This window comes from Pseudomonas sp. FG86 (assembly GCF_057808775.1).
In genome coordinates this window covers 25491-51189 of sequence record NZ_JBMDIS010000048.1, presented here as the reverse complement: position 1 = coordinate 51189, position 25699 = coordinate 25491, and the positions used below count along the sequence as shown (strand labels likewise).

Here is a 25699-nt window from a genome sequence, read left to right as displayed (position 1 = left end):
TGGGGCTGCTGTGCAGCCCAACGCGGGGCAAGCCCGCTCGCCACAACAAGCCCGCCCCCACAGAGAACCAGGCGATACGAAGGTTACTGGCCCTGGAATGCGTAGGCCCGTTCCACCTTGCACACCCTTGTCTGAAACGCCGAGTACCAAGTGGCGCGTCCTTGTTCACGCACTGCCCGGTGCTCGGCCTGCTGCTTCCAGGCGAGGATGTCGGCCTCGCTGCGCCAGTACGACACGGTGATCCCCAGGCCATCCTCCCGGGCCGATTCCACCCCGAGAAAACCCGGTTGCTCGCGCGCCAGTTCCAGCATGCGGGCGGCGGCTTCGCCGTAACCGTGATCACCATCGGTGCGCAGTGAGCTGAAAATCACGGCGTAATAAGGTGGGGCGGGGGTGTTGGCGATCATGCCGAGACCTCCTGGCAAGCCTTCAGCAGCGCAATCGCCAAGGGCGGCGTGATGCCCTTGAGCGCCGCGCGTTCCGGCTGGAACAGGGTGGCGACGAAGAACGGATGATCCAGCAACTCGACCGCGCGCAGGTCGCCCGCCGAATCATGCCCGCTGGCAATCAAGTTGCCTTCCAGCAGCGCGTCGGCGAACTCGGGGTTGATGCCGTAGCGGCAGCGATAGCCTTCCTCGATATCGAGGCTGTCGTAGGCTTGGGCGATGCGCGTGTAGGGCGCCAGGCGCACCGTGTCAGAGGCCTCTACCAGAGCGCAACTCAGTGGCGTGATCACTGCGCGCCTGGCCTTCGGCGCCAGTTCACCGTGTTCGGCGTCGGCCCAGCCCAGCACGTTGCGGGCGTATTCCAGCACTGCGTGTTGAAAACCGCCGCAGGTACCGAGGAACGGCCGACGTTGCTCGCGGGCAAACCGGATCGCCCGTAGCGCACCGTCGGTGTCGCGGTAGGGGCTGGCAGGCACGCACCAGAAACCATCGAAACCCTGCAACGGTTGATGGGGACCAAGGGTGTCCGTCTCCAGCCATTGCACGTGAACCTTCAGGCCCAATGTGTCGGCGGCTTGTTGCAAGGCGAGGGGAATCGCCTGGTGGGCGATAACGTCGGGGTTGTAATCGCCGATCAGGGCGAGGTGCAGGGCGGTGGTTTTCATCGGGTGCATCCCATGGCTTGTGGTGTCCTGAGGTGCACTATAGATTGGCGCTCACGCAATCAATATTGGCATTTCCCCATATGCTCAATGCAGCCACGCACTATCGACTCGACTACAACGACCTGTCGCTGATCCTTGCCTTGGTGCGCGGCGCCACGCTGGCGCGCGCGGCGGCGTTGCTGCGGGTTGATGTGTCGACGGTGTTCCGCGCAGTACGGCGCCTGGAGGCCGCGCTGGGCCAGACCTTGTTCGAGAAAAGCCGTGCCGGCTACTTGCCCACCAGCCTCGCCAGCCACCTGGCGCAGCAGGCCGAGCGCGCCGAACAGGCCTTGGAAGCGGCGCGGATTGGCGTGGAACAGGGCGGCGAGGTGATCAGCGGCACGGTGCGCCTGACCTGCACCGACTCAGTGCTGCAAGGCCTGTTGCTGCCGGCACTGGCGCAGTTCATGCCGGACTACCCGGCACTGACCCTGGAACTGAGCACCTCGAACGATTTCGCCAACCTCAGCCGCCGCGATGCCGACATCGCCCTGCGCTTGACCAAGACCCCGCCCGAACACCTGGTAGGACGCTGCCTTGGCAGCGTGACGTATCGGGTGTGTGCCAGCGCCGATTTTGCACGACGACATGCAGGACGTGACCTGGCCGACCTGGCCTGGATCGCACCGGATGACTTTTTGCCCGATCACCCCACCGTCGCCTGGCGCCGCGCGCACTTGCCAGGCGTGCGCCCCAGTTATCGCTGTAACAGCATGTTGTCGGTCACCGAGCTGGTGCGGGCGGGGTTGGGCGTGGCGGCGTTGCCGGACTTTCTGCTGGGTGGCGACCTGCAACCGCTGGGCCCTGTGCTGGCAGGGCACGACACGGCGCTATGGCTGCTCACGCGTCCCGATTGCCGGGCGTTGCGTTCGGTGGTGACGCTGTTTGATGAGCTGGGTAAGCACCTGCGGTTGCCGGGGCGCTAGGTTTTCCGCACAAAGTGCTCATGCATTTCGCAGGTCAGAGTCTCGATACGCTCGGTCAGTTGCTTGGTCATTTCCGTCAGGCGGGTGTTCTGCTCCAGCAGTTCCAGCAGTTGCTTGGTGGTCCGCGCGGCCTCGGCCTGGCGCTCGGCGTTGGCCACGGCCAGCGCTTCCCGGTGCTGCGCGTCGGCGTCCGACTGGGCTTTATCGCGGGCGGCCTGGCGTGTCTGGGCCAGCAGGATGAGCGGCGCGGCATAGGCCGATTGCAGGCTGAACGCCAGGTTGAGCAGGATGAACGGGTATACGTCAAAGTGCGTGATGCCGCTGACGTTGAGCGCCACCCACAAGATCACGATCGCGGTTTGCGCGCCGAGGAAGGTCGGCGTGCCAAAGAAGCGCGCGAAGGCTTCGGCCTTCAGCGCAAAGGTGTCGTTGCCGAAGGTCGGCGCCAGGTGATCGTGGCGCCGGTGGAAACGTCGATGGTCGACGGGGGTGGTTTCAGGCTTATCTGGCGTCATGGTGGGCTCGGGTCATCAACGGTAAGACGGGCGTTCACTATAGTCCTGGCGACCTGTCTGACGTATGAATAACCCAGAGCCGATTCAGTGGGCGCTGCGTTCGTTGGCAAAAGCGCTCACTGCCTGTACCGCCTCACTGGTGCCTTCGCGAATTTGCAGGATCACCGTGCCGGCGCGGTTGGCCAACTCCACAGCCTGGGCGGCGCGGTCACGTGTGCCGTCCATGCTGTCGATAGCCTGGCGGGTCTCGTCCTGGATCATCGCGATCATGCTGGAGATCTCGGTCGTCGAGCCGCTGGTGCGCGCCGCCAATTGCCGTACTTCGTCGGCCACCACCGCGAAGCCACGGCCTTGTTCACCCGCCCGCGCCGCCTCGATTGCCGCATTGAGCGCCAGCAGGTTGGTCTGGTCAGCGATGCCTCGGATGGTGTTGACGATGGCGGTGATCTGCTGCGAACGCTGGCCCAGTTTGGCGATCAGTTGCGACGAGCCGTCAATGTCGGCGGCAATCTCACGCATGCCAGTGGCGGATTGCTGGATCACTTCGGCGCCTTTTTCCGCGATGTCCCGGGTGTTCAGGGAGATGTGGTACGCCTGGGCTGCACTGGCGGCGTCGGCGGCGTGCTGTTGCACCATGGCGGTGACGTCGGAGGCGAACTTCACCACTTTGCACAGGCGCCCACTGGCGTCGTGTACCGGGTTGTAGTTGGCTTCCAGCCAGACGGTCTGGCCATTTTTATCGACGCGCTCAAACTGGCCGCTGAACAACTGGCCCTGGTTCAGGCGCTGCCAGAATTCACTGTAGGCCAAACTGTTGACCAACTCCGGTTTGCAGAACAGGCGGTGATGCTTGCCCTGGATCTGCGCCAGGCTGTAACCCATGCGGCGCAGGAAATTGTCGTTGGCGGTGATGATAGTGCCGTCGAGGTTGAACTCGATCACTGCCATGGAGCGGTCGATAGCGCCCAGTTTGGCATCCGCTTCGCTCTCGGCCTGCAGGCGCGGGGTGACATCCATCGCGTACTTCACCACCTTGATCACTTTGCCGGCGTCGTCGCGTACCGGGTTGTAGCTGGCTTCCAACCACACCGACTGGCCGGCGTTGCCCACCCGTTCAAAGGTGCCGGATTGGAATCGACCGTTGCGCAAGTCCGACCACAACTGGTTGTACTCAGCGCTGCGGACGTATGCCGGGGTGCAGAACAGGCGGTGGGGTTGGCCCTCGATCTGCTCGGCGCGATAGCCCAAGGTCTTGAGGAAGTTCTCGTTGGCTCGCAACACGGTGCCTTGCAGGTCGAATTCGATCACTGCCATGGAGCGCTCGATGGCGTTCAGCAGGCTGGCCTGTTGCGCGACGGTATGTTGCAGGAGGTCGATGGTTTTTTTATGCGCGTTGAATAGCATGTTCGGGTGCTCGGGTAAGCAAGCGTCTTGGGGTATCCATGAATATGCGCCTGCCTCCGTAGGGCGCTTCGCCTCACGGTTGACGTGCTCATTGTCAGCTTCCTTGTGCCGACAGCGGGGTGGAACAACCGGTTCAGAGTGATCAGCCTGACCAGAAGTTCGACCCAGGGCAGGACCTTTTTTGGGTTAGCGGACGGGTGGAGGCATTGTGCTATCTATTCGGGAGTGTCGCAGCAGTCAGACGGGCTGCCGCATCAGGTCTTCAGGCGGAATGGGCGATCAAGTAATTGCTGACATTGACGCGATTGCGCCCGGTATCTTTGGCTGTGTACAGCGCTCGGTCCGCCGCATTCAGCCACATGGCGGCATCGGTGAAGAGCGGCTGGAAGTCCGCCAGGCCGATGCTCAGGCTGACGCGCAATTCGGGGATCAGCGGGTTCTGATAACGGCTGAAGGTTTCGCGCATGTGCTCCATGACCTTCGCGGCTTCGTTCAACGACATCTGTGGAAGAATCACACAGAACTCATCGCCACCGTAACGGCCGGCCAGGTCGTTTTCGCGCAGGTGGCGCCGCAGCTCCAGGCCCAATTGCCGCAACACGGCGTCGCCGATGATATGCCCGTGGGTGTCGTTGATCTGCTTGAAGTGATCGATATCGATCAGGGCGATGGTGGCGTGGCTTTGCTGCAACTGGCACTTATGGAACTTGAGGTGCAGCAGGTCTTTCCATGAACCGTGGTTGAGCAGGCCGGTCAGGCTGTCGGTGCGGCTCAAGGCACTGAGGGCACGTTTGTGTTCCGCCAGTTTGATCGCCAGTTGATAACAGACCATGCCGATGGCCATGGGATAGAGGGTCAGCATCGGCAGGCAGGTGTAGACCTGCAGCAGGCTGACATCGGGGTTGAACCGGATGCCGAACAGCGCCCAGGCCACACACGCCCCCGCCACTTGTGCCAGCAGGCCGCGCAGGAACAGGCGTAGGCCTCCGGCCGCGACGTTGTTCATGGTCATCATCGACAGGATGGTCACGGCTGTCAGTGGCGTGAACTGTGTGGCCGCGGCCCAGAAGCCGCCCGATAGGGAGTCATACAGCAGGTTGCGCTGTTCGGCCTGGTAGGGGAATTGGGAGCGGGTCGACAGCTGATATGCCACATGGGCCCAGGCAAACCCATTGAACAGCAGGAACGCCCATACCCAGCCCTGCATCGTGAGTGGATACAGCGCGCCGATGACGCTGATGCAACCGATGCCCAGGCCGATGATCCTTGGCTTGTAGATTCGCTTGGCAAATGAAAGCCCCTTGCCTCGTCTGTTTTCCATAAATTCCTGGTTCAGCTGTTTTTCACTGACACGGCTACGCACGTTTGCCCGATTAACCGTTGATCGGATAAGTCCGGTGAATATTGTCAGTTATTCCTGTGGGAATAATCAGTGTCCTTCCAAGCCATTTGTGGAGAGATCGTGCAGGAGTCGTCGAAAAACGACCAGGGATGTCGCTTATGCAACAGTGAGCAGGGGGCCAGTGCTTCAGCGCTGTGCAGTGATTTCGTAACCGGCCAGGAAAAGATCGATGGCCGACTCGATGACCCTGGCCTGGCTGGCTGCATCAAGGGTGGGTTGGCCCAGCGTGATCTGTGGCCAGAACGCGAACGCCTTGAGCAGGCTCTGGATCTGGTGGGCGGCGAAGGCCGGGTCGCTGCAACTGAGTCGGCCGTCTTGCTGGGCGGCGCGCACCCACTGGGTAAAGCCTTCTTCGCGTTTGCTCAGGCGGTTGACCATGTCCTGGGCGCGTTCCGGTGAATGGATGGTGGCGGCGATGGCAACCCGGGCCAGGTCGAGAAAATTGGCGTCCGACATCATCTTCATCTTGGCTTCGAGCAACTCGCGCAATTGTTCGCGCAACGGACGGTCGCTGGCGTAGCTGACGTCGAGCTGGGCGACGCTGCTGGCCCAGAGTTGGTGGAGAATTTCGGCGAACAACTCTTCCTTGCTGGGGAAATGGTTGTATACGGTGCGTTTGGAGACGCCGGCGGTGGCGGCGATCTTGTCCATGCTGGTGACCTCGAACCCGTTGACCCGAAACTCGGCGATGGCGGCGGCCACGATGGCTTCGCGTTTGCGGTCGGTGAGGCGCTGGGGGGCAGTCATGGGCAGTGATCGGCTCTAGGGGGAAAATTACACTCGGTAGTTTACTTGCTCCGGGTTTTGTTGCAATCTTGAAACTACACTGAGCAGTGTAACTTATGAGCGGTCTGTAGGAGTCACTCTGGAATGGCCACGATCTCAACCCGTCTCGACCCCGCGCCCGTCGCCCGCAAGCCTGCCGAACAGGCTCCGGGAAGCTTCAGCAACGGCGCCCCCGTGCAGCACGCCGGCTTTGCCAAAACCTTGGGTATTTTCTGGAAGATGCTCTTTCACAAGCCGCGCACCACGCGGCCAGTAGGGCAGATCCCGGTGCAACCGCTGACCCGCGAGCAACTGTCCGCCGCCCCCGACCACAGCGTATTTCGCCTGGGGCATTCCACGGTACTGCTGAAAATGCGCGGCAAGTTCTGGCTGACCGACCCGGTGTTCGCCGAGCGCGCGTCACCCTTCAGTTGGGCTGGTCCCAAGCGTTTCCATCAGCCCCCTATCACTCTTGAAGAATTGCCTGATTTGGAAGCGGTCATTCTTTCCCACAACCATTACGACCACCTGGACCGTAAGGCTGTCATCCAGTTGGCCGACAAGACCGCTGCCTTCCTGGCGCCGCTGGGCGTGGGCGATATCCTCGTCAAATGGGGCGTGGACGCGCGTAAAGTGCGGCAGCTCGATTGGTGGGAGGGCACGGAGGTCGGCGGCATTCATTTGGTCGCCACGCCTGCACAGCATTTTTCCGGGCGGGGCCTGTTTGATAGTAACCAGACGCTGTGGTGCTCTTGGGTGATGATCGACGGCGCGCGTCGGATCTTTTTCAGTGGCGACACCGGCTATTTCGACGGCTTCAAACGCATCGGCGAACATTACGGCCCGTTCGACCTGACCCTGATGGAAACCGGTGCTTACAACGTCGACTGGCCCCATGTGCACATGCAACCTGAGCAAACCTTGCAGGCGCACATTGACCTCAAGGGCCGTTGGTTATTGCCGATTCACAACGGCACCTTCGACCTGGCGTTCCATGCCTGGCACGAACCCTTCGACCGCATCATGGCGCTGGCATGGGAGCGCAATGTGTCGATTACCACGCCGCCGATGGGCCAGGCGTTCAGTTTGAGCATGCCTGAACGCGGTCATGCGTGGTGGCTGGATGTCGAGACGCAAGCGGTTGAGGAACACGCCGTGGGCTGAACGTCGGCGCACTTGGAAAAAGGAATTTTCAGGGTGTTTCGAGGTTGCGACAAGCGCCGGACGACGGTGCGATGATCCCTGGGAATTTCATTTCTCGGGGCAGGTTCTGATGGAAGACAAGTGTAGGAAGTACTGGCGCCCATGCGTGCCATGCCCAACGGGGCAAGCGTTACCCTCGGGCGCGACCTGCCCGCCCTCCGTTCCTCCCACTGATGCACCGAGCGGCAGCGCGGGCGGCATCACGTTCGGTGCCGCTGCTCACACACCTGAGCCTGCGGGAACCGGCGTCCCCACTCCCCGGTTTGACGTGCCGGGCCCGCTGATGAAAACCGTACGCGACCCGGCGTTATCGCTCAGTGCGTTAAGTGGCGTCGACCCATCGGGGCCGGTGATGGTGGAAGTCCCCCTGGTACTGAACAACAGTGCTTTTACCCCGGCACCGGCATTGACCGGGTGGCGCATAGGGTATGCCGGGCGCTATGTACGGGGTGATGAATACGAACTCGCTGAACACAGCGCCTCCTTCACTCGTGCCTTGGATAAGTTGCGCCAGGCGGGGGCGCAACTGGTGGCGCTGGACGCGGAGCAGGTGGACGACAGCCTTCAATTCAGCATGCACAACGAAATCGATCGACACGTGACGGAGAATCGCCTTGATGCCCTGGTGTCCGAGGGGCGAAGTGCCGCGTTTCATGCCGCGTGCAGAAGTGGCTACCCGGGGCTTTTCGAGCCGCTGGAAGAAGGCAACAGGCTTTGGTTTTATAGCGCCCACTGGATGCGTGATCACGTGAGGGCGTTGGCACAGAGCTACCGCCTGCTGTTACAGGAACCGGCCACCTTACAGCCCACACCTTGGGTGGAGTAATCGGACGAGACTGCAAGATTTACCCTGGGGGAGGAAAGCACCGCCCTTTTTAGACTGGTACCGGGTTATCAATCGATAGCTCGCACGTTCCGTCCAATCGAGGGGAATTTATGTTCATACCTTCTTCGTCCGGGGGATGGGCTGCCGACCTTTACCGGGCATTTACACAGCCTGGGCAGGGATACAAGAGCGCCCATGAAATGTCAGCGGATATGGCCAAGCACTCAGGGGTCACTTCAGAGTCGTTGGTGAAGGATTCGTTGAAGCAGATCGCCAATATTGACCAGGGGCTCCAGGGGGGAAACGCGTTTTTAGAAATCAACCGCAACGCCAGGAATGAGGCGAAGGCGCTCGATCAGGAGCGTGCCAACGGCCAGGTGCGCAGTTATCTGCATGGCGTCCCCGTGGCACTCAAAGATGTGTTTGAAACCCAAGGCAATATGCAGACGAGTGCTGGCTCAAAAGCCCTGGTGGGCGCGCCGGCGACTAAAAATGCCAAGGTCGTGGACCAGCTGCTGAAAGCAGGCATGGTCATTGTGGGTAAAACCAACATGAGCGAATTGTCCAACTTCCGCTCCGAAGCGCCGGCAGATGGGTGGAGCTCCCGAGGTGGACAGACGCTCAACCCTCATCGGCTTGGTGGCCCGGTGGCAGGGTCGAGTTCTGGCTCGGCGGTGGCGGTGGCCCAAGGGCATGTTCCGCTGGCATTGGGGCTTGAGACCAATGGTTCGGTTATTGCTCCGGCCGCCTATAACGGTGTTTTCGGCATGAAAACCACTGCCGGCCTGGTCAGCACGGAGGGCGTCATGACCAGTACGCGCCTGGATTCGGTGGGCACTTTTACACGTAATGTGCGTGACGCGGCGGAGGCACTCAACGCCATGACTGAGACCACCGTGTACACCGAGGGCCTCACGCCAGATGCCTTGAAAGGCAAGCGCATTGGCTACACACCATTGCCTGAGCTGACGCCGGAGGAGGCCAAGGACCCCGCGAAGCGCGCGGATAGAAAACACTTCGAGGACGCGATTGAACGGCTCAAGTCCGAGGGCGCTACCCTGGTGCCAGTGGGGCCAATGGACGAAGGCATATCTGATGACAACTACCGGGACTACAACGAAGCGTTGTTTACCGACGTTAAAAAACAGCTCGAGGACTATTTGGCGGGAAGGCAAGGCCTGCCGGTCAAATCACTATCGGAGCTGATCGCATTCAATAAACGCAAAGGGCTGCCGGGAGAGCCGGACCAGAACCTTCTGGAACTCATCAACACCCTGGAGGTGCCGCAGGAGGAGCTCGACAGCCTGTGGGAGGCCATTACTCCGATTTTCCAGCAAACGATTGATAACCCGTTGAAGGCACACAAGCTCGACGCCATCGTGTCGAATTTCCTGTCCCATAACTATTACTTCACTGCTGCCGCGGGCTACCCAGGCATTTCAGTCCCTAGCGGCATGGATGATGAAGGCATGCCTACGGCGCTGTATTTCTATGGTTCGGGCAACAGCGAGGCCACCTTACTGTCCGTTGCCCATGGCTATGAGCACGTGTCGCAGGCGATCAGGGAGCCGGCTTTCATCCCCGGTACGCCTTTCTCTCCCGCACCGCTGATGACCGATGACGGGGTTGAGATGACCGCCAACCACTGAACCTGACCCCGCGTGATACAGGATGCATTGGGCGCTGCAATTGCAGGCCCGGTGTATTCAGCATTCACGGTCTCCCGGCCACGGGATGAGCGTATCGGCCTGCTGCAAGAGCAAACCGCCGGCCGCTAAATCGCTGTGTAACTGGGGCGACTCCATGGGTGACCCGCCTGGACTCTACGCACCATTCGGTTGAGGCGTTGGTGGCTCGATTGCTGCCGCAGTTGAGCCCATCAGCCGCGACATAATGCCTTTAGAGGCCGGCTCGGCGGGTGCGGTTTCAAACCTGCGCGCCCTCATCCCCCATCCCGGCGCAAACCCAGGGAAAAACACCAGCCCCTCCGCCTCCAGGCGAAACGCCAGGGTCAGGCGGGTTTCATCGTCCACGTCGCCGTTGTTCTCGAATTGTTGAATCGCCGCCACCGACACGCCGGCCTGACGGGACAGGTCTTCGCGGCTCCAACCCAGCATCACGCGGGCCTGGACGCTGTGCTTGGCGGTGAATTGATGCAGGACGATCTGCTGTTCTACGAAAGAGCTCATTGCCAGAGAGGACATGGGTTGTCTCCAGGGTTCGACGGGGAAGGCAAACTATACTGTGTTTTTGTACAGTTGTTTCGACCGCTCATCAACTGGATTCTTAACCACCTGCTATTCCAGCATCGGCACTTCCCGAATAATCAGGTGGTCCAGGTTCTCGATATTGGCGCTGAATACCCCGAACGTCTGTTCCGGGTTTTTCTTGCTCGGCACTTGCTTGAGCGCCGGCGTCACCCCGTAGAAGAAGCAATACAGCGGCCGTTCGCTGCTGGCCGCGGCCTTGATCTGCTCCAGGAACGCCTTGCGCTTGCGGTAGTTCTCGATGAGTTTCTTGCTCAGGTAGACGTTGACCGAATAGGGCTTCTTGTCGAGCCAGACCTTCTTTTCAAAGTCGATGCGAAAACTGCTGGTGTAGTCTTTGATCGCTTTGATCTTGCCCCAGTAGATCAGGCCGTGGTTGTCCTGCAGGTACTCGATTTTCTTGAAAAACGCCCAGTAGGTCGCGCTGTGCTCGCCGATCTTCAGCGGCATCGCCTTGAGCTTATCCTTGTGATCGATATTCGACACATAGCATTCCACCGGGTGGGCGAACACGCTGGTTTTATCCGGGGTGCTGTCGCTGGCGCTGACGGCTGCGGGGGAGCGGCCTGAAAGTGTTTGCGCGGGTGCTTGCGGGGCTTGCCCCTCGGCGTCGACGACCGGAGTGATGCGCGCGTAGGTACGCCGGGTCAGGACAAATTCCGATGGGAAGTTGTCCTCGCGCGCGTCGTCGCTTTCGCCTGCCGCCGGCTTGTGGCTGCTGGCATAGCGGCAACCCTCGATATGCTCGGTGCTGGGCGTGTTCTTGAAATGCGGGGTGCGCTGGTAGTTGACGTTCTTGGCGTTGTACGTGCCCAGCACGTTGCCCGTTTCAAAGGCTGCGCGGCAGGCGTCGTTGGGGCAGAGGAAACGGTCCTTGTCGGAGTCGTACGCGGCGGTTTCGTCGAAGTTCAGCTCTCGTACGTCGTAGATCGATAGCTTGTCGTCGAGACTCACGCTGTAGGCCGTGTCGAATTTCATGAGGCTCGGGTCCGTGAGAGGGATAACCGGATATTACGCAAATATCAGCCGTGGCAGCGATCAAATGTGCGGGCTGGCCGAAGGGGGGCTAGCCGCCACGCGGCGTCCGCTCAGGAAGCACAGGGTGCCGCCGAGGGCAGTGAGTGCGCCCAGGGCATAAAACATGCTGGTGGGCGCCGCGTTGATCAGCAAATACCCGCAAATCACCGGGCTCATCGCCCCGCCAAACGCGGCCAGGTTCTGTGCCCCGTAGTAACTGCCGCGCAGGGCATCCGGGGCGATGGTGTCGATAAACAGGAACTCGGACGGGTAGATGATCATCTCGCCGAGGGTGAACACAAACATCGCCAGGCACCAGGTGAGCAAGCTGTCGGCCAGGCTGAAGCCGATCAACCCAAGCATGAACAGCAAAGTGCCCAGCACGATCCAGTAGCGCAATTGCTCACGCTTGAGAAACCGCCCGATCTGGTACTGCATCGCGATGACGGTCATGGCGTTACACGCCAGCACCGCCGACAGAATCTTCAGCGCCTCGGCCGGCTTGTAGGCCACCAGCAGAAACTGCGACAGATACAGCGTATAGCGCCCGTGGACAATGGTGCTCAGCAGGCTGCCGCTGGTGAACAGAATCAACGTGCGGTCGCTGCGCAAGGTGCGCAGGGTACTGAGAAAACTCAAGGGTCTGTGGCTGTCATCCCGTTGCGTCGGCGGGATACCGATCATCAGGAACACGCTGCCAAAGGCAATCGCGCTGGCGATCAGGAAGGGCGCCAGTTGCATGTGGCCGGCAATCACCACGCCGACCATCGGGCCGGTGGCGTAGCCGACATTGGTCAGGGTATAGCGCAGAGAAAACACCTTGGCGCGATCGCCCACCGGCAGGTTCTCGCTGATGATGGCTTTGGAGCCGATCAGGAACAGCGCTGACGCTGCTTCGGTGATGACCAGGGTCAGGGTGGTGAGGTAGAGGTTGCTGGCAAACGTCAGTAACAGAAAGCCGATGGCGCTGGAGAGCATGGCCAGGATCAGCAGCTTGCGCTTTTCCAGGCGGTCGATGATGTAGCCGCCATACAGGCCCAGCAGTGTGGCGATAAACACCGCGATGCCCATCAGCAGGCCGATGTCCTGCTGGTTGAGGCCCAGGCGCGTGCTCAGCAGCAGCGCCAGCAGTGGGCTGGTCATGGCGCGGCTGACCACGATGGTCACCGAGCAAATCATCAGGCGGCGGATTACCAGGGAGTAGGTGGCCACGGTGGGGCGGATGTCCTTGTCAGGTGCCTTGGTGTTCTGTAGGAGCGAGCTTGCTCGCGAAGATCGTCAACGATAGCGCGGGCTTTCTGATTGCCCGCGGTGCTCTCGGGTTTTTCGCGAGCAAGCTCGCTCCTACAGTGGGGACGGGTTACTGGCCGGCGTTGATGCTGATCTTCTCGACCGCACCCTGTTCCAGATCCCACTTCTTCAGGATCTTGCCGTAGGTCCCGTCATCGATCATGCCCTGCAACGCCTCACTGATCGCCGTGACCAGCCCGGTGTTGCTCTTCTCGATCCCCAGCCCGGTGAACTGCTTGGAAATCGCCAGGCCCACCGGCTTGTACTTGCCCTTGTCCAACGACATCAAATAAGGAATCGTCTCGCTGCCCTGCATCGCCGCGTCCAGGCGGTTCTGCTGCAACTGTGCCCGCGCATCCGCCGAGCCTTCAGTGCCGATCACCACGATGGCGGGTTTACCCGCGGCTTCGCAGTTTTCCTTGCTCCACGCGGCAATTTCCGACGGCCAGGTGGTGCGGCGGCTGGTGCCGACTTTTTTACCGCACAGGTCGGTCAGTTCCTTGATCTCTTCACGCTTGGCCAGGGTGTACAGCTGCGGGCCGCTGGTGAAGTAGTCGATGAAGGTCACGGATTTCTGGCGCTCGGCGGTGTCGCTCATGCCCGACAGCACGATGTCCACGCGCTTGGTGGTCAAGCCGCTGAGCATTTGCTCGAAGCCGGTTTCCTGCCACTTGATCTTCACACCCAGGCGCTCGGCCAGGGCGTTGCCCAGGTCGAAGTCGAAGCCGGTGAGCTTATTGGTGGCCGGGTCCTTGAAATCCATCGGCGGGTAGTTCGGCACGATGGCCGCGCTGATCTCACCCTTGTCCTTGATTGCCGCCGGCAATGCCGCCAATACACCGGTGGAGGCCATCAGGCCTGCGAGCAACGTTGGGATGAACAATTTTTTCATGGGGGCGTTCTCGTTAGTTTTTTAGTTAAGTGCGAACGGCAGAAATAAAGCTTTGGGTACGCGGGTTTTGTGGGCTTATTAGAATTTCTTCAGGGCTGCCGGCTTCCACAATCTGGCCTGCATCCATAAACACCATGCGGTTGGACACTTCGCGGGCGAAGCCCAACTCATGGGTGACCACGATCATGGTCATGCCGGTGGTGGCCAAATCGCGCATCACCGACAGCACTTCTCCTACCAGCTCCGGGTCGAGGGCTGAGGTGGGTTCGTCAAACAACATCAACTTGGGGCGCATCGCCAACGCGCGGGCAATCGCCACACGCTGCTGTTGCCCACCGGACAATTCCACCGGGTAGGCATTGCGCTTGTCCGCCAGGCCAACGCGGGCGAGCAACTCCAGGGCGTCCTCCGTGGCTTCCTTGGGCGAGCGCTTGAGCACCTGGCACGGGCCTTCGACGATGTTCTGCAACACGGTCATGTGCGGGAACAAATTGAAGCGCTGGAACACCATGCCGGTGGCCAGGCGTTGGCGCGCGATCTGCACTTCATTCATCTCATGCAGCTTGTTGCCGACCACGCGGTAACCCACCAGTTCGCCGTCGACCCACAGGCCGCCCTTGTCGATTTTTTCCAGCTGGTTGACGCAGCGCAGCAGGGTGCTTTTACCCGAGCCCGACGGGCCGATGATGCACATGACTTCGCCTTGCTCGACCTCGATATTGATGTCGCGCAACGCGTGATACTGGTCGTAATACTTGTTCAGGTTGACGGCCTTGACGATGCTTCTCATGGGGCAAATCTCCTCAACCCAGACTTACGAACGCTTGCCGGCGCCGCGGGCAAAACGACGCTCGAGGCGGCTTTGACCAAATGAAAGAACAGTCACCACCGCCAGGTACCAGATGCCGGCGACGATCAGCAGCTCCATGACCCGGGCGTTGGCGTAGTAGATGTTTTGCGCGTTGTGCAGCAGCTCCGAGTACTGGATCACACTGGCCAGGCTGGTCATTTTCACCATGCTGATGAACTCGTTGCCTACCGGTGGAATGATCACCCGCATGGCCTGCGGCAGAATGATCCTGCGCAGCGCCTGCAGGCTCGGCATGCCGATAGACTTGGCCGCTTCGTACTGGCCGGTATCCACCGACAGCAGGCCGGCGCGCACCACCTCGGCGGTGTAGGCGCCCTGGTTGATGCTCAAGCCGAGCAGGGCGGCCACGAATGGCGTCATCAGGTCGACGGTGTCGATGCTGAACAGGCCGGGGATCGCGATCACCGGGAAGATCAACGCCAGGTTGAACCACAGCAGCAACTGCAAAATCAGCGGTGTACCGCGGAACAGCCAGGTGTAGGTGATGGCCACGTAACGCAGGATCGGGTTGGCCGACATGCGCATGATCGCCGTGATCACCCCGATCACCACGCCCAGCGCCATCGCCAGGATCGACATGACGATGGTATTCACCAGGCCCCAAATGATGGCCTCAGACGTGAGGAACTGACCGATGTAGGACCATTCGATTTGGCCATTGGCAAACGCGCGCAACAGCGCGGCCAACACGATCACGATCAAGGTGGCAAAAAACATCCGCCCGTAATAGCGACGTGGCACGTGCTCGTACTGCGTGATATCGAACTGGTTCTCGGACAACTTACGCTCAGCTTCCAAGCGCTCGGCCGGGGTTTGGTTCATGGTTCTACTCCAAATGCTGTACACAGCCTTCCACTGTAGGAGCCAGCTTGCTCGCGAAGATCGTCAACGATAACGCGGGAAACCTGATGCCCCGCGGTGTTCCTAGGTTCTTCGCGAGCGAGCTCGCTCCTACAAGGTGAAGGTGTTCAAATTCTGAAACCGGTGTAGGTGTCGGCCCATTGCTGCTGAGCAGCCAATGCCGTTTTCAACCGCCCAATCTGCTCCCGCACCCGCTCTGGCGCCGTCCCACCCCATCCACTGCGTGCCGCAATCGCCGCTTCCAGGGTCAGGCAATCGCGCACCTCTGGCGTCAACCGCGCATCCACCTCCGCCAGCATTGCCGGCGAGGCTTCCCACAACTCAATCTCATGCTTCTCGCAGGCCTGCACCAAGGCGCCGGTAATCTCATGGGCCTCCTTGAACGGCACGCCACGGGTGGCCAACCAATCCGCCACTTCCGTCGCCAAGGTAAAGCCCATCGGCGCCTGGCGCCGCAGCTCCTCCACCTGGACCTTCATGGTCGCGACCATCCCGGCCATCGCCGGCAGTACCAGCAACAAGGTGTCCACACTGTCCAACACGCTGTGTTTGTCCTCGCTCAAATCGCGGTTGTACGACAGCGGCAAGGATTTGAGCGTCGACATCAGCCCGGTCAGGTTGCCGATCAACCGCCCAGCCTTGCCTCGCGCTAATTCAGCAATGTCCGGGTTCTTTTTCTGCGGCATGATCGAACTGCCGGTGGCGTAGGCATCGTCCAATACCACCCAACGAAACTGGCGCGACGACCACAGGCAAAACTCCTCCGACAGCCGCGAAATATTCACTCCGAGCATGCCCGCCACAAACAGGAACTCCGCCACATGGTCACGGCTGGCGACGGCATCGATCGAGTTTTCGCACGGCCCGGTGTAGCCCATTTCCTTGGCTGAATGTTCCGGCTGTCGCGCAATCGCCGAGCCGGCCATCGCCGCCGCACCCAACGGTGACAACGCCGTACGCGCATCCCAATCCACCAGGCGCTGGACATCGCGCAACATCGACTGCGCGTGGGCCAGCAAGTGATGGGCGAACACGATGGGTTGCGCCTGCTGCAAATGGGTAAAGCCAGGGCAGATGCTCTCGACATGCTGCTCAGCCTGTTCCACCAACGCCTGCTGCAGACCCAACACCTCGGTGGTGATGGTGCGCGCATGGTCGCGTAGGAAAAGGCGCAGATCGTTGGCGGTTTGATCATTACGCGAACGCCCGGCGCGCAGCTTGCCGCCCAATGCGCCCAGGCGTTCGGTCAAGACGCGTTCGATAAAGGTGTGTACGTCCTCGTCATCCAGGGTGGGATGCAGGCGGCCGGCGGCGAAGTCTTCACCGATGCGGTCCAGGGCCTCGAGGGTGCGCAAGGTCTCCGATTCATCCAGCAGACCGGCGCGCTGCAACTCACGGGCATGGGCACGGGAGCCGGCCAGGTCGTAGGGCGTCAGGCGAAAATAGCGCTCAGGGCAACGGGACAATGCGGCCAACGCAGCAGACGGACCGGTCTTGAAACGAGCGCCCCAAAGGCGGTCGGTGGGCTGGGACATGGGTATTCCTCACGCTTGTTTTTAGAAGAGTCGGAGGCAGTAAAAAAAGGTTTTCAACTAAACTGAACCGGCGTCTGACGCGCCGTATTCAAGGTTGCCAAGGGCGGATGTTTATGTTCATTATCGCCGCCTGGCTATGTTCAAGGATTGGGTTGAAGCCTGTTGAATATGGCACTTGAGGTCAACGCGTATTATGGAAACTCCACTTTCCACTTCTGGAAACCTACCGCCAAAACCCGGCACAAGACCGCCCCTGCAACTCAGTGGGTTGGACTTCAAACTGCTGCGGGTATTTATGGCCGTAGTCGAAGCTGGCGGCTTCAGCGCTGCGCAAAACGAGCTGAACGTGGGCCTGGCGGCCATCAGCAAACAGATCTCCGACTTGGAAATCCGCATCGGCATGCGCCTGTGCACACGGGGCCGAGAAGGCTTCGGGCTGACCGAAGAAGGCAAGTTGGTGTATCAAGCGTCCATCGAGTTATTTACCTCGGTAGACAGTTTCAGAGACAAGCTTAGTTCGGCGCAAAATGAACTCATCGGCGACCTTAGTGTGGGCGTTATTGATAACACTGTCTCCGACGTTAATTCACCGCTGATTGCCGCGCTTGGCAACTTACATAGCCAATCACCAAAAATAAGATTACGCCTGCATGCCTCGCAATTGGACGAAGTTGAACGCGGTGTGGTGGAAGGGCGCTTGATCGTCGGCATCGTCCCCGTGTACCAGCGCCGTGAAGAGTTCGACTACTTCCCGCTCTACGAAGAAAAGGCCCACGCCTACTGTGCCGTAGGACATACGCTCTTCACCGCGAACGACATTACGCCCGAGGTGCTGCGCCAATATGAAGTGGTCAACCATCGGTATGCGATCCATCGCGACAAGGCCACTTTCGTCAATTACGACAGCCAGTCCGCCTCGGCCTCGCAAGTCGAAGCCGTCGCTATCCTGATCCTCACCGGTCGTTTCCTCGGCTTCCTGCCGGAACACTACGCCGCGCCATTGGTAAGGGAAGGGCGCCTACGCGCACTGTGCCCGGAACACGTGCACCTGAGCACCGTCTTCAACCTGATCCTGCGCCACAACGCGCCAAGAAGTCCGCTGGTAAAAGCCTTTGCCACCGCCCTGGGCGTAGACCTCAAAGCCACGACATAACGTTCACGACAAACGCCGATCTACCGGATCACAGAAATCAAATGTGGGAGGTCTCGAGCTTTAGCGAGGCACCGATGGCATCGACTCGGTGTTCCAGCCGATCCCCATTACCCGCATCATCGCTGCAACCGAGCCCGCTTTTTCTTCTTCGCATGAAAATGCCGAAAATGCGCATCCTGCGCCGCCGCCAGCAGCTCCCGATCCCCGCGTGTATCGCCCCAGGCCCGCAGCCGATACTCCCCCAGGTCCCCATACACCGCCTCGAGCCGCAGCACCTTATTCTCACAGCGGCAATTATTTCCGGTGAGCTTGCCGGTCAACACCCCGTCGACCACCTCAAGCTCAGTCCCGATCAACTTGATCCCCAGCCGATTCGCAAACGGCTGCAACACCAACGCCGGCGACGCTGAACACAACGTGACCTCCGCCCCGGAGCCCAACTCATGCTCCACTGACAACACCCCCGCCGGGCGCATCAACCGCGCCCAATTGCGCTGGCAATACTCCTCTGCCTTCTGCTGCACCCACGCCTTCTCCACCCCGGTCATAAAGGTGCGGATCAACTGCGCCTTCAACTCATCCCGGCTGATCTGCCGCACCAAAAAACGCAGCCCAGGCACCGCCAGCTTGACCATCCGGCCATAGAACTCGTCAGGGCCAAAGGCAAACTTGAGGAAGGGCACGAAACTGTCGTGGTGGGTCAGGGTGCCGTCGAAGTCAAAGACGGAAAGTACTTTGGCGTCGGCGGGGCCGGCTTCGAGCATGTCTGGGTTCACGGGTTGGCCTCGGTCCTATCTAGTATTTTTTTGAGTGTGCATCAGGTGTGACAGCAGGAGTTTACTCCCGTGCCAATCTTCCGACCTTGGCGTAAAGCCCCTCGGTGAAAGCCTCCCGGTCAGTCGACCGGTGACAACGCTGATGGCAATTGGGGCACAAGGCTACAGCATTGGTGATGCGATCCGAACCGTTCTGGGCGAGGTGCTTGACGTGATGTACTTCAAGAAATGGCCAAGCAAGCAACCTAACGGGCCAGTCGAGTGCTTTGGCACGGGAATCAAGGCCCGCAATTGGTGGTGCTTCAATCAGAGGTTGTTGCAACTGTTTTGAGCGTCGCCTGGTTTACAGGTCACCCAACTGTTCCAGCCGCTCAACCGCTTGGTTTAAGGCGAGCTGTTGCCGACAAAAGCGGAGGCGAAGGCTTTTAAGTCGTTCCTGTTGTTCTTCGACGGACAAATGTGCTGGATTCTCAATTAATTCTTGGGCGTTCGACTGGATGATTTTTATGTTTTCAAGAATTAGGTTCACTGCCTGTTTAGCCCTCAGGTTGTCCCTTTTGGCGAGGTGCTGAGCCTTTAAAACGATACCACTTGCGATCAGGCTGCCGCCTGCAGCTGCAATGGTGTAACTAACAAAGGCAGAGGCCAGCTTCAGGTGCGTGAAAAGACTGACCAGTAACGAGTTTTGAGAACCTAGTTCCAATCCGTAGGCAATGTAACCACCTATTAGGGCAAGAAAAAAACCGATGAAGTAGAGAAGAAACGGCTTTCTATAAAGAATGCCACCAAGAACTCCCCAAGCGCCAATGGCGAGTCCGGCTATGCTGATCAAGGTTATGTAGAGCATTTCCATTTGCAGTACCTAATCACGAAGTTTTTTGGAAAAAAAAGAGCTGCCCATGGGCAGCTCTTCTGTACGTTTAAAAATCAATCCCAACTCAACGCCCCACCCGTCTGATACTCAATCACCCGAGTCTCAAAGAAGTTCTTCTCTTTCTTCAAGTCCATGATCTCGCTCATCCACGGGAACGGGTTAGTCGTGCCTGGATACTCTTCCTTCAAGCCAATCTGCGACAGGCGACGGTTAGCGATGAACTTGAGGTAATCCTCCATCATCGCCGCGTTCATACCCAGCACACCGCGCGGCATGGTATCGCGCGCATATTCGATCTCCAGCTGCGTCCCTTGCAGGATCATCTGGGTCGCTTCTTCCTTCATTTCGGCATCCCACAGGTGTGGGTTTTCGATTTTGATCTGGTTGATCACGTCGATACCGAAGTTCAGGTGCATCGACTCGTCGCGCAGGATGTATTGGAACTGCTCGGCGACGCCGGTCATCTTGTTGCGGCGGCCCATGGACAGGATCTGGGTGAAGCCGCAGTAGAAGAAGATGCCTTCCAGCACGCAGTAGTAGGCGACCAGGTTGCGCAGCAGTTCCTTGTCGGTGTCGACGGTGCCGGTTTCGAACTTCGGATCGGAGATCGAACGGGTGTACTTCAGGCCCCAGGCGGCTTTTTTCGCCACCGATGGGATCTCGTGGTACATGTTGAAGATCTCGCCTTCATCCATGGCCAACGATTCGATGCAGTACTGGTAAGCGTGGGTGTGGATCGCTTCTTCGAAGGCCTGGCGCAGGATGTACTGGCGGCACTCCGGGTTGGTGATCAGGCGGTACACGGCCAGGACCAGGTTGTTGGCAACCAGGGAGTCGGCAGTGGAGAAGAAGCCGAGGTTGCGCATGACGATGCGGCGCTCGTCGTCGGTCAGGCCTTCGGGGTTTTTCCACAGGGCGATGTCGGCGGTCATGTTGACCTCTTGCGGCATCCAGTGGTTGGCGCAGCCGTCGAGGTACTTCTGCCAGGCCCAGTCGTACTTGAAGGGCACGAGTTGGTTGAGGTCGGCGCGGCAGTTGATCATGCGTTTTTCGTCAACGGCGACGCGGGCGGAGGCGCCTTCGAGTTCGGCGAGGCCTTCGGCGATGTCGAGTTTGTCCAGGGCCGCCTTGGCGCGCACGATGGCGGCGGAGTCACTGGCGGTGACGGCGCGGGCTTCGATGGCGGCAGCGGCGCCGGCACCGTCGAGGCGGTCCATGTTGGCTTCGGTGGCGTGGCCGGCGTTGGCGCCTTTGGTGGCTACTTCGCCGTCTTCTTCTTTGTCGAATTCGTCCCAGCTCAGCATGACGTGTCGTCTCCTGCGTGAGGGCTCAAAGGTGCCCGTGTGAAACCGGATGGTTGGGTGTTCACACGGCCCTCGGGCCGCGGTGGATCTTAAGGAATCGTTTGTTGCAACCGCTGGCGCAGGCATTAAACGGAATAGGGTCACGGGTGCTCTGCGTGAGGCTTGAGAGGCGGAGCGACAGGTGCATGCTCCAGCGCAGGCTCAGGTCTGGCTCTTCATCCCAGTGTAAAGGGATATTGCAGGCCCGATTTACCCGCGCATTATAGGGAAAAATTCGACTTTGTGTTGCGGCGGATGGTCTCGGAGGAGGGCCGCAATGGCGTGGTTTTCGGCCAAAGCGTGTGTTTGCAAGGCTTTGCTGGGGTTGGTTTTTTTTGAGGGGCGATGAGTGGCTTTTTGCGGGGCGGATGCAGGGGGCGGGGCGTAGGGGGTAATAGCGTAATAGAGGTGCGTCGGCTGACGCTATCGGGGGCAAGCCCCCTCCCACATTTGGGCTGCGGGGGGTCAAAGGCCGGTTCTTGGCCGCAAGAACGATTTCTTGCGGCAAACAAGATCAAGTTCAAATTGAACTAACGAAGTGTTTATCCGTTAGAGCAACCATTGCCCATAACCTTGTAATTAAGAATGTGGCGCTGACCTTGGGAATCTTCATATTCCATTTTTACCGGTACCACTTCGCAAACTTCTGGAATAGTGCTCATGGACAATACTTTGGCCACGTCCAGCTTGGTGCTGTAGGTGTAGTCCTCGACAATCGGGGCTTTCTGGCCGGCCAGCTCAGTCGGGGCCTCATCGGCCAGGGCCGCGGTGGCGCACAAGCTGCTGAGGGCCATAACTAATAAAGCTTTCATTTCTCTATTTACCTTCTTCAGGGCGAAAGGGGTCACGGGGCCTTTGTGAGGCCACGTGTGTAACTTAGGGTTGGTAAGTTCGGATTAACGTGCCTTCGTGGGGGCTGTTACGTTGTTAATCACAGTGCCTTGTTGGCGGAGTTGATTTTAGGCCCGCAGGTTATATTCATATACCCGTGCTTTTGATAAACACTATTGGCGGTTTTTGTAACAATCCCGTGGTAAAGGTTTTTTCATCAGGCGGCCAAGCCACGCAGGCCGCGGGCCAGAGGCCCGTAGAGGGATAGCAGGGCAATTTGTAGGGTCTTGTTACTACCATCGTCGAATGGTTCTATAGGCCCACCCCGGCTACAACTGGGCCATACAACAACAACTATGTCACCGAGGTAAGAAAGATGAGTGCGGCTTCCCTGTACCCCGTTCGCCCCGAAACAGTCGCCAACACGCTGACCGACGAGGCGACCTACAAGGCCATGTACCAGCAGTCGGTGGTCAACCCCGATGGTTTCTGGCGTGAGCAAGCCAAGCGCCTTGACTGGGTCAAGCCTTTCACCGCGGTGAAGCAGACCTCTTTTGACGATCACCATGTCGACATCAAGTGGTTCGCTGATGGCACCCTGAACGTTTCCTACAACTGCCTGGACCGTCACCTCGCCGAGCGTGGCGACCAGGCAGCGATCATCTGGGAGGGCGATGACCCTGCCGAGAGCCGCACCATCACCTATCGCGAGCTGCATGAAGAAGTCTGCAAGTTCGCCAACGCCCTGCGTGGCCAGGATGTGCACCGCGGCGACGTGGTGACTATCTATATGCCAATGATCCCTGAAGCGGTGGTCGCCATGCTGGCCTGTGCCCGCATCGGGGCGATCCACTCGGTGGTGTTTGGTGGCTTCTCGCCGGAGGCCCTGGCCGGTCGCATCATCGACTGTAAGTCGAAGGTGGTGATCACTGCTGACGAAGGCATCCGCGCCGGTAAGAAAATTCCGCTGAAGGCCAACGTCGACGACGCGCTGACCAACCCGGAAACCAGCAGCATCCAGAAAGTCATTGTGTGCAAGCGCACCAATGGCAGCATCAAGTGGAACCAGCATCGCGACATCTGGTACGAAGACCTGATGAAAGTTGCGGGCACCGTGTGCGCGCCAAAAGAGATGGGGGCCGAAGAAGCGCTGTTCATCCTTTATACCTCCGGCTCCACTGGCAAGCCTAAAGGCGTGCAGCACACCACTGGCGGCTACCTGTTGTACGCGGCCCTGACCCACGAGCGCGTGTTCGATTACCGTCCGGGCGAAATCTTCTGGTGCACCGCCGACGTCGGCTGGGTCACTGGCCACACCTATATCGTCTACGGCCCGTTGGCCAATGGCGCGACCACGCTGCTGTTCGAAGGCGTGCCGAACTACCCGGATATCACCCGGGTGGCGAAGATCGTCGACAAGCACAAGGTCAATATCCTCTACACCGCACCGACCGCGATCCGCGCAATGATGGCCTCCGGCACCGCCGCCTGCGAAGGCGCCGATGGCAGCAGCCTGCGCCTGCTCGGTTCGGTGGGTGAGCCGATTAACCCGGAAGCGTGGGACTGGTACTACAAGAACGTGGGTCAATCCCGTTGCCCGATCGTCGATACCTGGTGGCAGACCGAAACCGGCGCCACCCTGATGAGCCCGCTGCCAGGCGCCCATGCGCTCAAGCCGGGTTCGGCGGCACGGCCGTTCTTCGGCGTGGTACCGGCCTTGGTGGACAACCTGGGCAACATCATCGAAGGTCCTGCCGAAGGCAACCTGGTGATTCTCGACTCGTGGCCAGGCCAGGCCCGTACCCTGTACGGCGACCATGACCGTTTCGTCGACACGTACTTCAAGACCTTCCGTGGCATGTACTTCACGGGTGACGGTGCCCGTCGCGATGAAGATGGTTACTGGTGGATCACCGGCCGTGTGGATGACGTGTTGAACGTGTCTGGCCACCGCATGGGCACCGCCGAGATCGAAAGTGCCATGGTTGCCCACCCGAAAGTCGCGGAAGCGGCGGTGGTGGGTGTGCCGCACGACATCAAGGGCCAGGGCATCTATGTCTACGTCACGCTGAAAAACGGCGAAGAGCCGAACGAAGCGCTGCGTCTGGAGCTGAAGAACTGGGTCCGCAAGGAAATCGGCCCGATCGCTTCGCCGGATGTGATCCAGTGGGCACCGGGCTTGCCGAAGACGCGCTCGGGCAAGATCATGCGGCGTATCCTGCGCAAGATCGCCACGGCCGAGTACGACGGGCTGGGGGATATTTCCACCTTGGCTGATCCGAGTGTGGTGGCGCATTTGATCGAGACGCACAAGACCATGAACGCCGCGTAACGCGGGGTAGGTGGGAAAGAGCCCCATTCGGTGCATGCCGAGTGGGGCTTTTTTTGTGGTCTCTCAAAACCACTGAGGATCCCATGTGGGAGGGGGCTTGCCCCCGATAGCGCCGGGTCAGCTCACAAATAAGTGACTGACTACCGCTATCGGGAGCAAGCCCCCTCCCACATTTGGATCTCCACCAGTCAAATAAATATCGGTTTCCCTGGTAGGACGTTTCTGAATGTTACTGTCACCTCTAAATGTGTAACCCTATGCTCGAACATGAGGCAAAGGGCTACGCTCATGCCCTGAAAAACCGCGTTTTAGACACCCCCAGAAATAAGATTAAACGCCAGACTTGCCGTGCCAGAAGGGTTTGCGAATAATAGGCCCGCAATTTGCAGTATCAATAGGTTTAATGTCTTTTGCCTCTGCATAAAATTCAGAGGCTGTCAATGTGCTGGAACCGCTTTCTCGGTGCTTCTGTAAATTGTTGTCGCATTGAGGAAATATCGGCTTCCGGCCTGTCGTTAGAATGCCGATCACTCGCTCGTCGTCGCAGGTGTAGCCCGCGTAGGACGCAGCACCGCTATTCGGTTTCACTCAGTCGCATCGTGGGCCATGGCTCATACTGCTGTTTTGCCCTATACCGATGGAGTCCCAAGATGAAGAAACTCGTGCTGTTGGGCGCCCTGGCGCTGTCCGTGCTGTCCATGCAGGCTTTCGCTGAAGGCAAGCCTCTGAAAATTGGTATCGAAGCGGCTTACCCTCCGTTTGCCTCGAAGGCGCCGGATGGCAGCATCGTCGGTTTTGACTACGACATCGGCAACGCCCTGTGCGAAGAGATGAAGGTCAAGTGCACCTGGGTCGAGCAGGAGTTCGACGGCCTGATCCCGGCGCTCAAAGTGCGCAAGATCGACGCGATCCTGTCGTCCATGTCCATCACCGAAGACCGCAAGAAGTCCGTGGACTTCACCAACCGCTACTACCTGACCCCAGCGCGCCTGGTGTTGAAGGAAGGCACTGCGGTCAGCGACAGCCTGGTTGAACTCAAAGGCAAGAAGATCGGTGTACAGCGCGGTTCGATCCATGACCGTTTCGCCAAGGAAGTCCTGGAGCCTAAAGGCGCCACCATCGTTCCTTACGGCACCCAGAACGAAATCTACCTGGACGTGGCTGCCGGTCGCCTCGACGGTACCGTGGCCGACGCAACCCTGCTGCAGGACGGCTTCCTGAAGACTGACGCCGGCAAAGGCTACGCGTTCGTGGGCCCAGCCTTCACCGACGTCAAATACTTCGGCGACGGCGTAGGTATTGCCGTACGCAAGGGTGACAAGGAAAACCTGGAGCGCATCAACGCCGCTATTGCCGCGATCCGCGCCAATGGCAAGTACAAGCAAATCCAGGACAAGTACTTCGACTTCGATATTTACGGCGCTGACGCCAAGTAATTCATCGCAGCTGTCTGTCCGAAATGGCGC

23 protein-coding genes and 3 pseudogenes are annotated in these 25699 nt (G+C 59.5%); 7 read left to right on the top strand and 19 right to left on the bottom strand.

The genetic code is table 11. The annotated features are described in order from the left end of the window. Nucleotides 1-83: 83 nt before the first annotated feature. Together ACODSV_RS24675 and ACODSV_RS24670 are read right to left on the bottom strand one after the other, a co-directional pair. Nucleotides 84-407 (bottom strand): antibiotic biosynthesis monooxygenase family protein, encoded by a 324-nt coding sequence (locus tag ACODSV_RS24675; RefSeq protein WP_102624552.1) that lies wholly within the window; start codon nucleotides 405-407, stop codon nucleotides 84-86. Beyond that, nucleotides 404-1111, bottom strand: a complete 708-nt coding sequence (locus ACODSV_RS24670) for a CTP synthase C-terminal region-related (seleno)protein (protein WP_069076878.1) — start codon at nucleotides 1109-1111, stop codon at nucleotides 404-406. The genes ACODSV_RS24675 and ACODSV_RS24670 overlap by 4 nt, the downstream gene beginning before the upstream one ends. Nucleotides 1112-1191: 80 nt before the next feature. On the opposite strand from ACODSV_RS24670, the gene ACODSV_RS24665 reads away from it, so the two are divergent. Then, nucleotides 1192-2076, top strand: coding sequence for a LysR family transcriptional regulator (locus ACODSV_RS24665; protein ID WP_024077035.1), 885 nt, complete (start codon nucleotides 1192-1194; stop codon nucleotides 2074-2076). Here ACODSV_RS24665 and ACODSV_RS24660 read toward each other — a convergent pair. The 5 genes and pseudogenes from ACODSV_RS24660 to ACODSV_RS24640 form a co-directional block, all read right to left on the bottom strand. Continuing rightward, entirely contained in the window at nucleotides 2073-2591 is a 519-nt protein-coding gene (locus ACODSV_RS24660; RefSeq protein WP_024077034.1) for a DUF1003 domain-containing protein, read from the bottom strand. The two genes, ACODSV_RS24665 and ACODSV_RS24660, sit on opposite strands and share 4 nt — an antisense overlap. A gap of 84 nt (nucleotides 2592-2675) precedes the next feature. Then, nucleotides 2676-3110, bottom strand: a pseudogene (locus ACODSV_RS24655) (methyl-accepting chemotaxis protein); the annotation flags it as partial. Between the two features lie 165 nt (nucleotides 3111-3275). Next, nucleotides 3276-3905 (bottom strand): annotated as a pseudogene (locus ACODSV_RS24650) (PAS domain-containing protein); the annotation flags it as partial. Between the two features lie 352 nt (nucleotides 3906-4257). Beyond that, nucleotides 4258-5316, bottom strand: coding sequence for a diguanylate cyclase (locus ACODSV_RS24645; RefSeq protein WP_150095262.1), 1059 nt, complete (start codon nucleotides 5314-5316; stop codon nucleotides 4258-4260). A 207-nt stretch (nucleotides 5317-5523) separates the two neighbouring features. Then, nucleotides 5524-6144, bottom strand: a complete 621-nt coding sequence (locus ACODSV_RS24640) for a TetR/AcrR family transcriptional regulator (protein WP_024077031.1) — start codon at nucleotides 6142-6144, stop codon at nucleotides 5524-5526. A gap of 123 nt (nucleotides 6145-6267) precedes the next feature. Here ACODSV_RS24640 and ACODSV_RS24635 point away from each other — a divergent pair, with 123 nt between their 5' ends. From ACODSV_RS24635 to ACODSV_RS24625, 3 genes are all read left to right on the top strand, one after another. Next, complete coding sequence (locus tag ACODSV_RS24635) at nucleotides 6268-7326, top strand: MBL fold metallo-hydrolase (protein ID WP_024077030.1); 1059 nt, start codon at nucleotides 6268-6270, stop codon at nucleotides 7324-7326. Nucleotides 7327-7648: 322 nt separating this feature from the next. After that, the gene (locus ACODSV_RS24630) at nucleotides 7649-8191 is read left to right on the top strand and encodes a hypothetical protein (protein ID WP_317845828.1); all 543 of its coding nucleotides are present in this window, start codon (nucleotides 7649-7651) and stop codon (nucleotides 8189-8191) included. 200 nt (nucleotides 8192-8391) lie between these two features. Next, on the top strand, nucleotides 8392-9840 hold the full coding sequence (locus ACODSV_RS24625) for an amidase family protein (RefSeq protein WP_150055281.1): 1449 nt from the start codon (nucleotides 8392-8394) through the stop codon (nucleotides 9838-9840). A gap of 174 nt (nucleotides 9841-10014) precedes the next feature. Here the strand turns inward: ACODSV_RS24625 and ACODSV_RS24620 are convergent, their stop codons facing one another. The 7 genes from ACODSV_RS24620 to argH form a co-directional block, all read right to left on the bottom strand. Beyond that, nucleotides 10015-10395, bottom strand: a complete 381-nt coding sequence (locus tag ACODSV_RS24620) for a helix-turn-helix domain-containing protein (RefSeq protein WP_024077027.1) — start codon at nucleotides 10393-10395, stop codon at nucleotides 10015-10017. A gap of 93 nt (nucleotides 10396-10488) precedes the next feature. After that, nucleotides 10489-11436: a hypothetical protein gene (locus tag ACODSV_RS24615; RefSeq protein WP_150055280.1), complete on the bottom strand. Its 948-nt coding sequence runs from the start codon at nucleotides 11434-11436 to the stop codon at nucleotides 10489-10491. Nucleotides 11437-11496: 60 nt separating this feature from the next. Further along, nucleotides 11497-12687 carry an MFS transporter gene (locus ACODSV_RS24610; RefSeq protein WP_069076871.1) on the bottom strand — a complete coding sequence of 397 codons (1191 nt, stop codon included), beginning with the start codon at nucleotides 12685-12687 and terminating at the stop codon, nucleotides 11497-11499. A 148-nt stretch (nucleotides 12688-12835) separates the two neighbouring features. Further along, nucleotides 12836-13657, bottom strand: coding sequence for an ABC transporter substrate-binding protein (locus ACODSV_RS24605; RefSeq protein WP_024077024.1), 822 nt, complete (start codon nucleotides 13655-13657; stop codon nucleotides 12836-12838). A gap of 25 nt (nucleotides 13658-13682) precedes the next feature. Then, nucleotides 13683-14447, bottom strand: coding sequence for an amino acid ABC transporter ATP-binding protein (locus ACODSV_RS24600; protein ID WP_024077023.1), 765 nt, complete (start codon nucleotides 14445-14447; stop codon nucleotides 13683-13685). A gap of 24 nt (nucleotides 14448-14471) precedes the next feature. Further along, the gene (locus ACODSV_RS24595) at nucleotides 14472-15350 is read right to left on the bottom strand and encodes an amino acid ABC transporter permease (protein ID WP_024077022.1); all 879 of its coding nucleotides are present in this window, start codon (nucleotides 15348-15350) and stop codon (nucleotides 14472-14474) included. A gap of 146 nt (nucleotides 15351-15496) precedes the next feature. After that, on the bottom strand, nucleotides 15497-16924 hold the full coding sequence (argH, locus tag ACODSV_RS24590) for an argininosuccinate lyase (RefSeq protein WP_069076869.1): 1428 nt from the start codon (nucleotides 16922-16924) through the stop codon (nucleotides 15497-15499). 193 nt (nucleotides 16925-17117) lie between these two features. Between argH and ACODSV_RS24585 the strand changes: the two genes are divergently transcribed. Continuing rightward, nucleotides 17118-18077 carry a LysR family transcriptional regulator gene (locus tag ACODSV_RS24585; protein WP_150055940.1) on the top strand — a complete coding sequence of 320 codons (960 nt, stop codon included), beginning with the start codon at nucleotides 17118-17120 and terminating at the stop codon, nucleotides 18075-18077. Nucleotides 18078-18193: 116 nt separating this feature from the next. On the opposite strand, the gene ACODSV_RS24580 is transcribed toward ACODSV_RS24585, so the two are convergent. The 5 genes and pseudogenes from ACODSV_RS24580 to ACODSV_RS24560 all read right to left on the bottom strand — a co-directional run bounded on the left by ACODSV_RS24580 (nucleotide 18194) and on the right by ACODSV_RS24560 (nucleotide 21882). Further along, nucleotides 18194-18841 (bottom strand): HAD-IB family hydrolase, encoded by a 648-nt coding sequence (locus tag ACODSV_RS24580; RefSeq protein WP_150055941.1) that lies wholly within the window; start codon nucleotides 18839-18841, stop codon nucleotides 18194-18196. 73 nt (nucleotides 18842-18914) lie between these two features. Continuing rightward, nucleotides 18915-19088, bottom strand: a pseudogene (locus tag ACODSV_RS24575) (HNH endonuclease); the annotation flags it as partial. A gap of 108 nt (nucleotides 19089-19196) precedes the next feature. Beyond that, nucleotides 19197-19706, bottom strand: a complete 510-nt coding sequence (locus ACODSV_RS24570; protein ID WP_150055942.1) for a hypothetical protein — start codon at nucleotides 19704-19706, stop codon at nucleotides 19197-19199. A 74-nt stretch (nucleotides 19707-19780) separates the two neighbouring features. Beyond that, nucleotides 19781-21031, bottom strand: coding sequence for a ribonucleotide-diphosphate reductase subunit beta (locus ACODSV_RS24565; protein WP_310169388.1), 1251 nt, complete (start codon nucleotides 21029-21031; stop codon nucleotides 19781-19783). A gap of 581 nt (nucleotides 21032-21612) precedes the next feature. Further along, nucleotides 21613-21882: a DUF2790 domain-containing protein gene (locus ACODSV_RS24560; RefSeq protein ID WP_069076866.1), complete on the bottom strand. Its 270-nt coding sequence runs from the start codon at nucleotides 21880-21882 to the stop codon at nucleotides 21613-21615. Between the two features lie 395 nt (nucleotides 21883-22277). Between ACODSV_RS24560 and acs the strand changes: the two genes are divergently transcribed. After that, entirely contained in the window at nucleotides 22278-24233 is a 1956-nt protein-coding gene (acs, locus tag ACODSV_RS24555; RefSeq protein WP_024077015.1) for an acetate--CoA ligase, read from the top strand. Between the two features lie 650 nt (nucleotides 24234-24883). Next, entirely contained in the window at nucleotides 24884-25669 is a 786-nt protein-coding gene (locus ACODSV_RS24550) for an ABC transporter substrate-binding protein (protein ID WP_024077014.1), read from the top strand. Nucleotides 25670-25699: the final 30 nt, after the last annotated feature.

Excerpts from the sequence above, each read along its gene's own strand:
- ACODSV_RS24675 (WP_102624552.1), bottom strand. The coding sequence starts at position 407 with ATGATCGCCAACACCCCCGCCCCACCTTATTACGCCGTGATTTTCAGC.
- ACODSV_RS24670 (WP_069076878.1), bottom strand. The coding sequence starts at position 1,111 with ATGAAAACCACCGCCCTGCACCTCGCCCTGATCGGCGATTACAACCCC.
- ACODSV_RS24665 (WP_024077035.1), top strand. The coding sequence starts at position 1,192 with ATGCTCAATGCAGCCACGCACTATCGACTCGACTACAACGACCTGTCG.
- ACODSV_RS24660 (WP_024077034.1), bottom strand. The coding sequence starts at position 2,591 with ATGACGCCAGATAAGCCTGAAACCACCCCCGTCGACCATCGACGTTTC.
- ACODSV_RS24645 (WP_150095262.1), bottom strand. The coding sequence starts at position 5,316 with ATGGAAAACAGACGAGGCAAGGGGCTTTCATTTGCCAAGCGAATCTAC.
- ACODSV_RS24640 (WP_024077031.1), bottom strand. The coding sequence starts at position 6,144 with ATGACTGCCCCCCAGCGCCTCACCGACCGCAAACGCGAAGCCATCGTG.
- ACODSV_RS24635 (WP_024077030.1), top strand. The coding sequence starts at position 6,268 with ATGGCCACGATCTCAACCCGTCTCGACCCCGCGCCCGTCGCCCGCAAG.
- ACODSV_RS24630 (WP_317845828.1), top strand. The coding sequence starts at position 7,649 with ATGAAAACCGTACGCGACCCGGCGTTATCGCTCAGTGCGTTAAGTGGC.
- ACODSV_RS24625 (WP_150055281.1), top strand. The coding sequence starts at position 8,392 with ATGTCAGCGGATATGGCCAAGCACTCAGGGGTCACTTCAGAGTCGTTG.
- ACODSV_RS24620 (WP_024077027.1), bottom strand. The coding sequence starts at position 10,395 with ATGTCCTCTCTGGCAATGAGCTCTTTCGTAGAACAGCAGATCGTCCTG.
- ACODSV_RS24615 (WP_150055280.1), bottom strand. The coding sequence starts at position 11,436 with ATGAAATTCGACACGGCCTACAGCGTGAGTCTCGACGACAAGCTATCG.
- ACODSV_RS24605 (WP_024077024.1), bottom strand. The coding sequence starts at position 13,657 with ATGAAAAAATTGTTCATCCCAACGTTGCTCGCAGGCCTGATGGCCTCC.
- ACODSV_RS24600 (WP_024077023.1), bottom strand. The coding sequence starts at position 14,447 with ATGAGAAGCATCGTCAAGGCCGTCAACCTGAACAAGTATTACGACCAG.
- ACODSV_RS24595 (WP_024077022.1), bottom strand. The coding sequence starts at position 15,350 with ATGAACCAAACCCCGGCCGAGCGCTTGGAAGCTGAGCGTAAGTTGTCC.
- argH (WP_069076869.1), bottom strand. The coding sequence starts at position 16,924 with ATGTCCCAGCCCACCGACCGCCTTTGGGGCGCTCGTTTCAAGACCGGT.
- ACODSV_RS24585 (WP_150055940.1), top strand. The coding sequence starts at position 17,118 with ATGGAAACTCCACTTTCCACTTCTGGAAACCTACCGCCAAAACCCGGC.
- ACODSV_RS24580 (WP_150055941.1), bottom strand. The coding sequence starts at position 18,841 with ATGCTCGAAGCCGGCCCCGCCGACGCCAAAGTACTTTCCGTCTTTGAC.
- ACODSV_RS24570 (WP_150055942.1), bottom strand. The coding sequence starts at position 19,706 with ATGGAAATGCTCTACATAACCTTGATCAGCATAGCCGGACTCGCCATT.
- ACODSV_RS24565 (WP_310169388.1), bottom strand. The coding sequence starts at position 21,031 with ATGCTGAGCTGGGACGAATTCGACAAAGAAGAAGACGGCGAAGTAGCC.
- ACODSV_RS24560 (WP_069076866.1), bottom strand. The coding sequence starts at position 21,882 with ATGAAAGCTTTATTAGTTATGGCCCTCAGCAGCTTGTGCGCCACCGCG.
- acs (WP_024077015.1), top strand. The coding sequence starts at position 22,278 with ATGAGTGCGGCTTCCCTGTACCCCGTTCGCCCCGAAACAGTCGCCAAC.
- ACODSV_RS24550 (WP_024077014.1), top strand. The coding sequence starts at position 24,884 with ATGAAGAAACTCGTGCTGTTGGGCGCCCTGGCGCTGTCCGTGCTGTCC.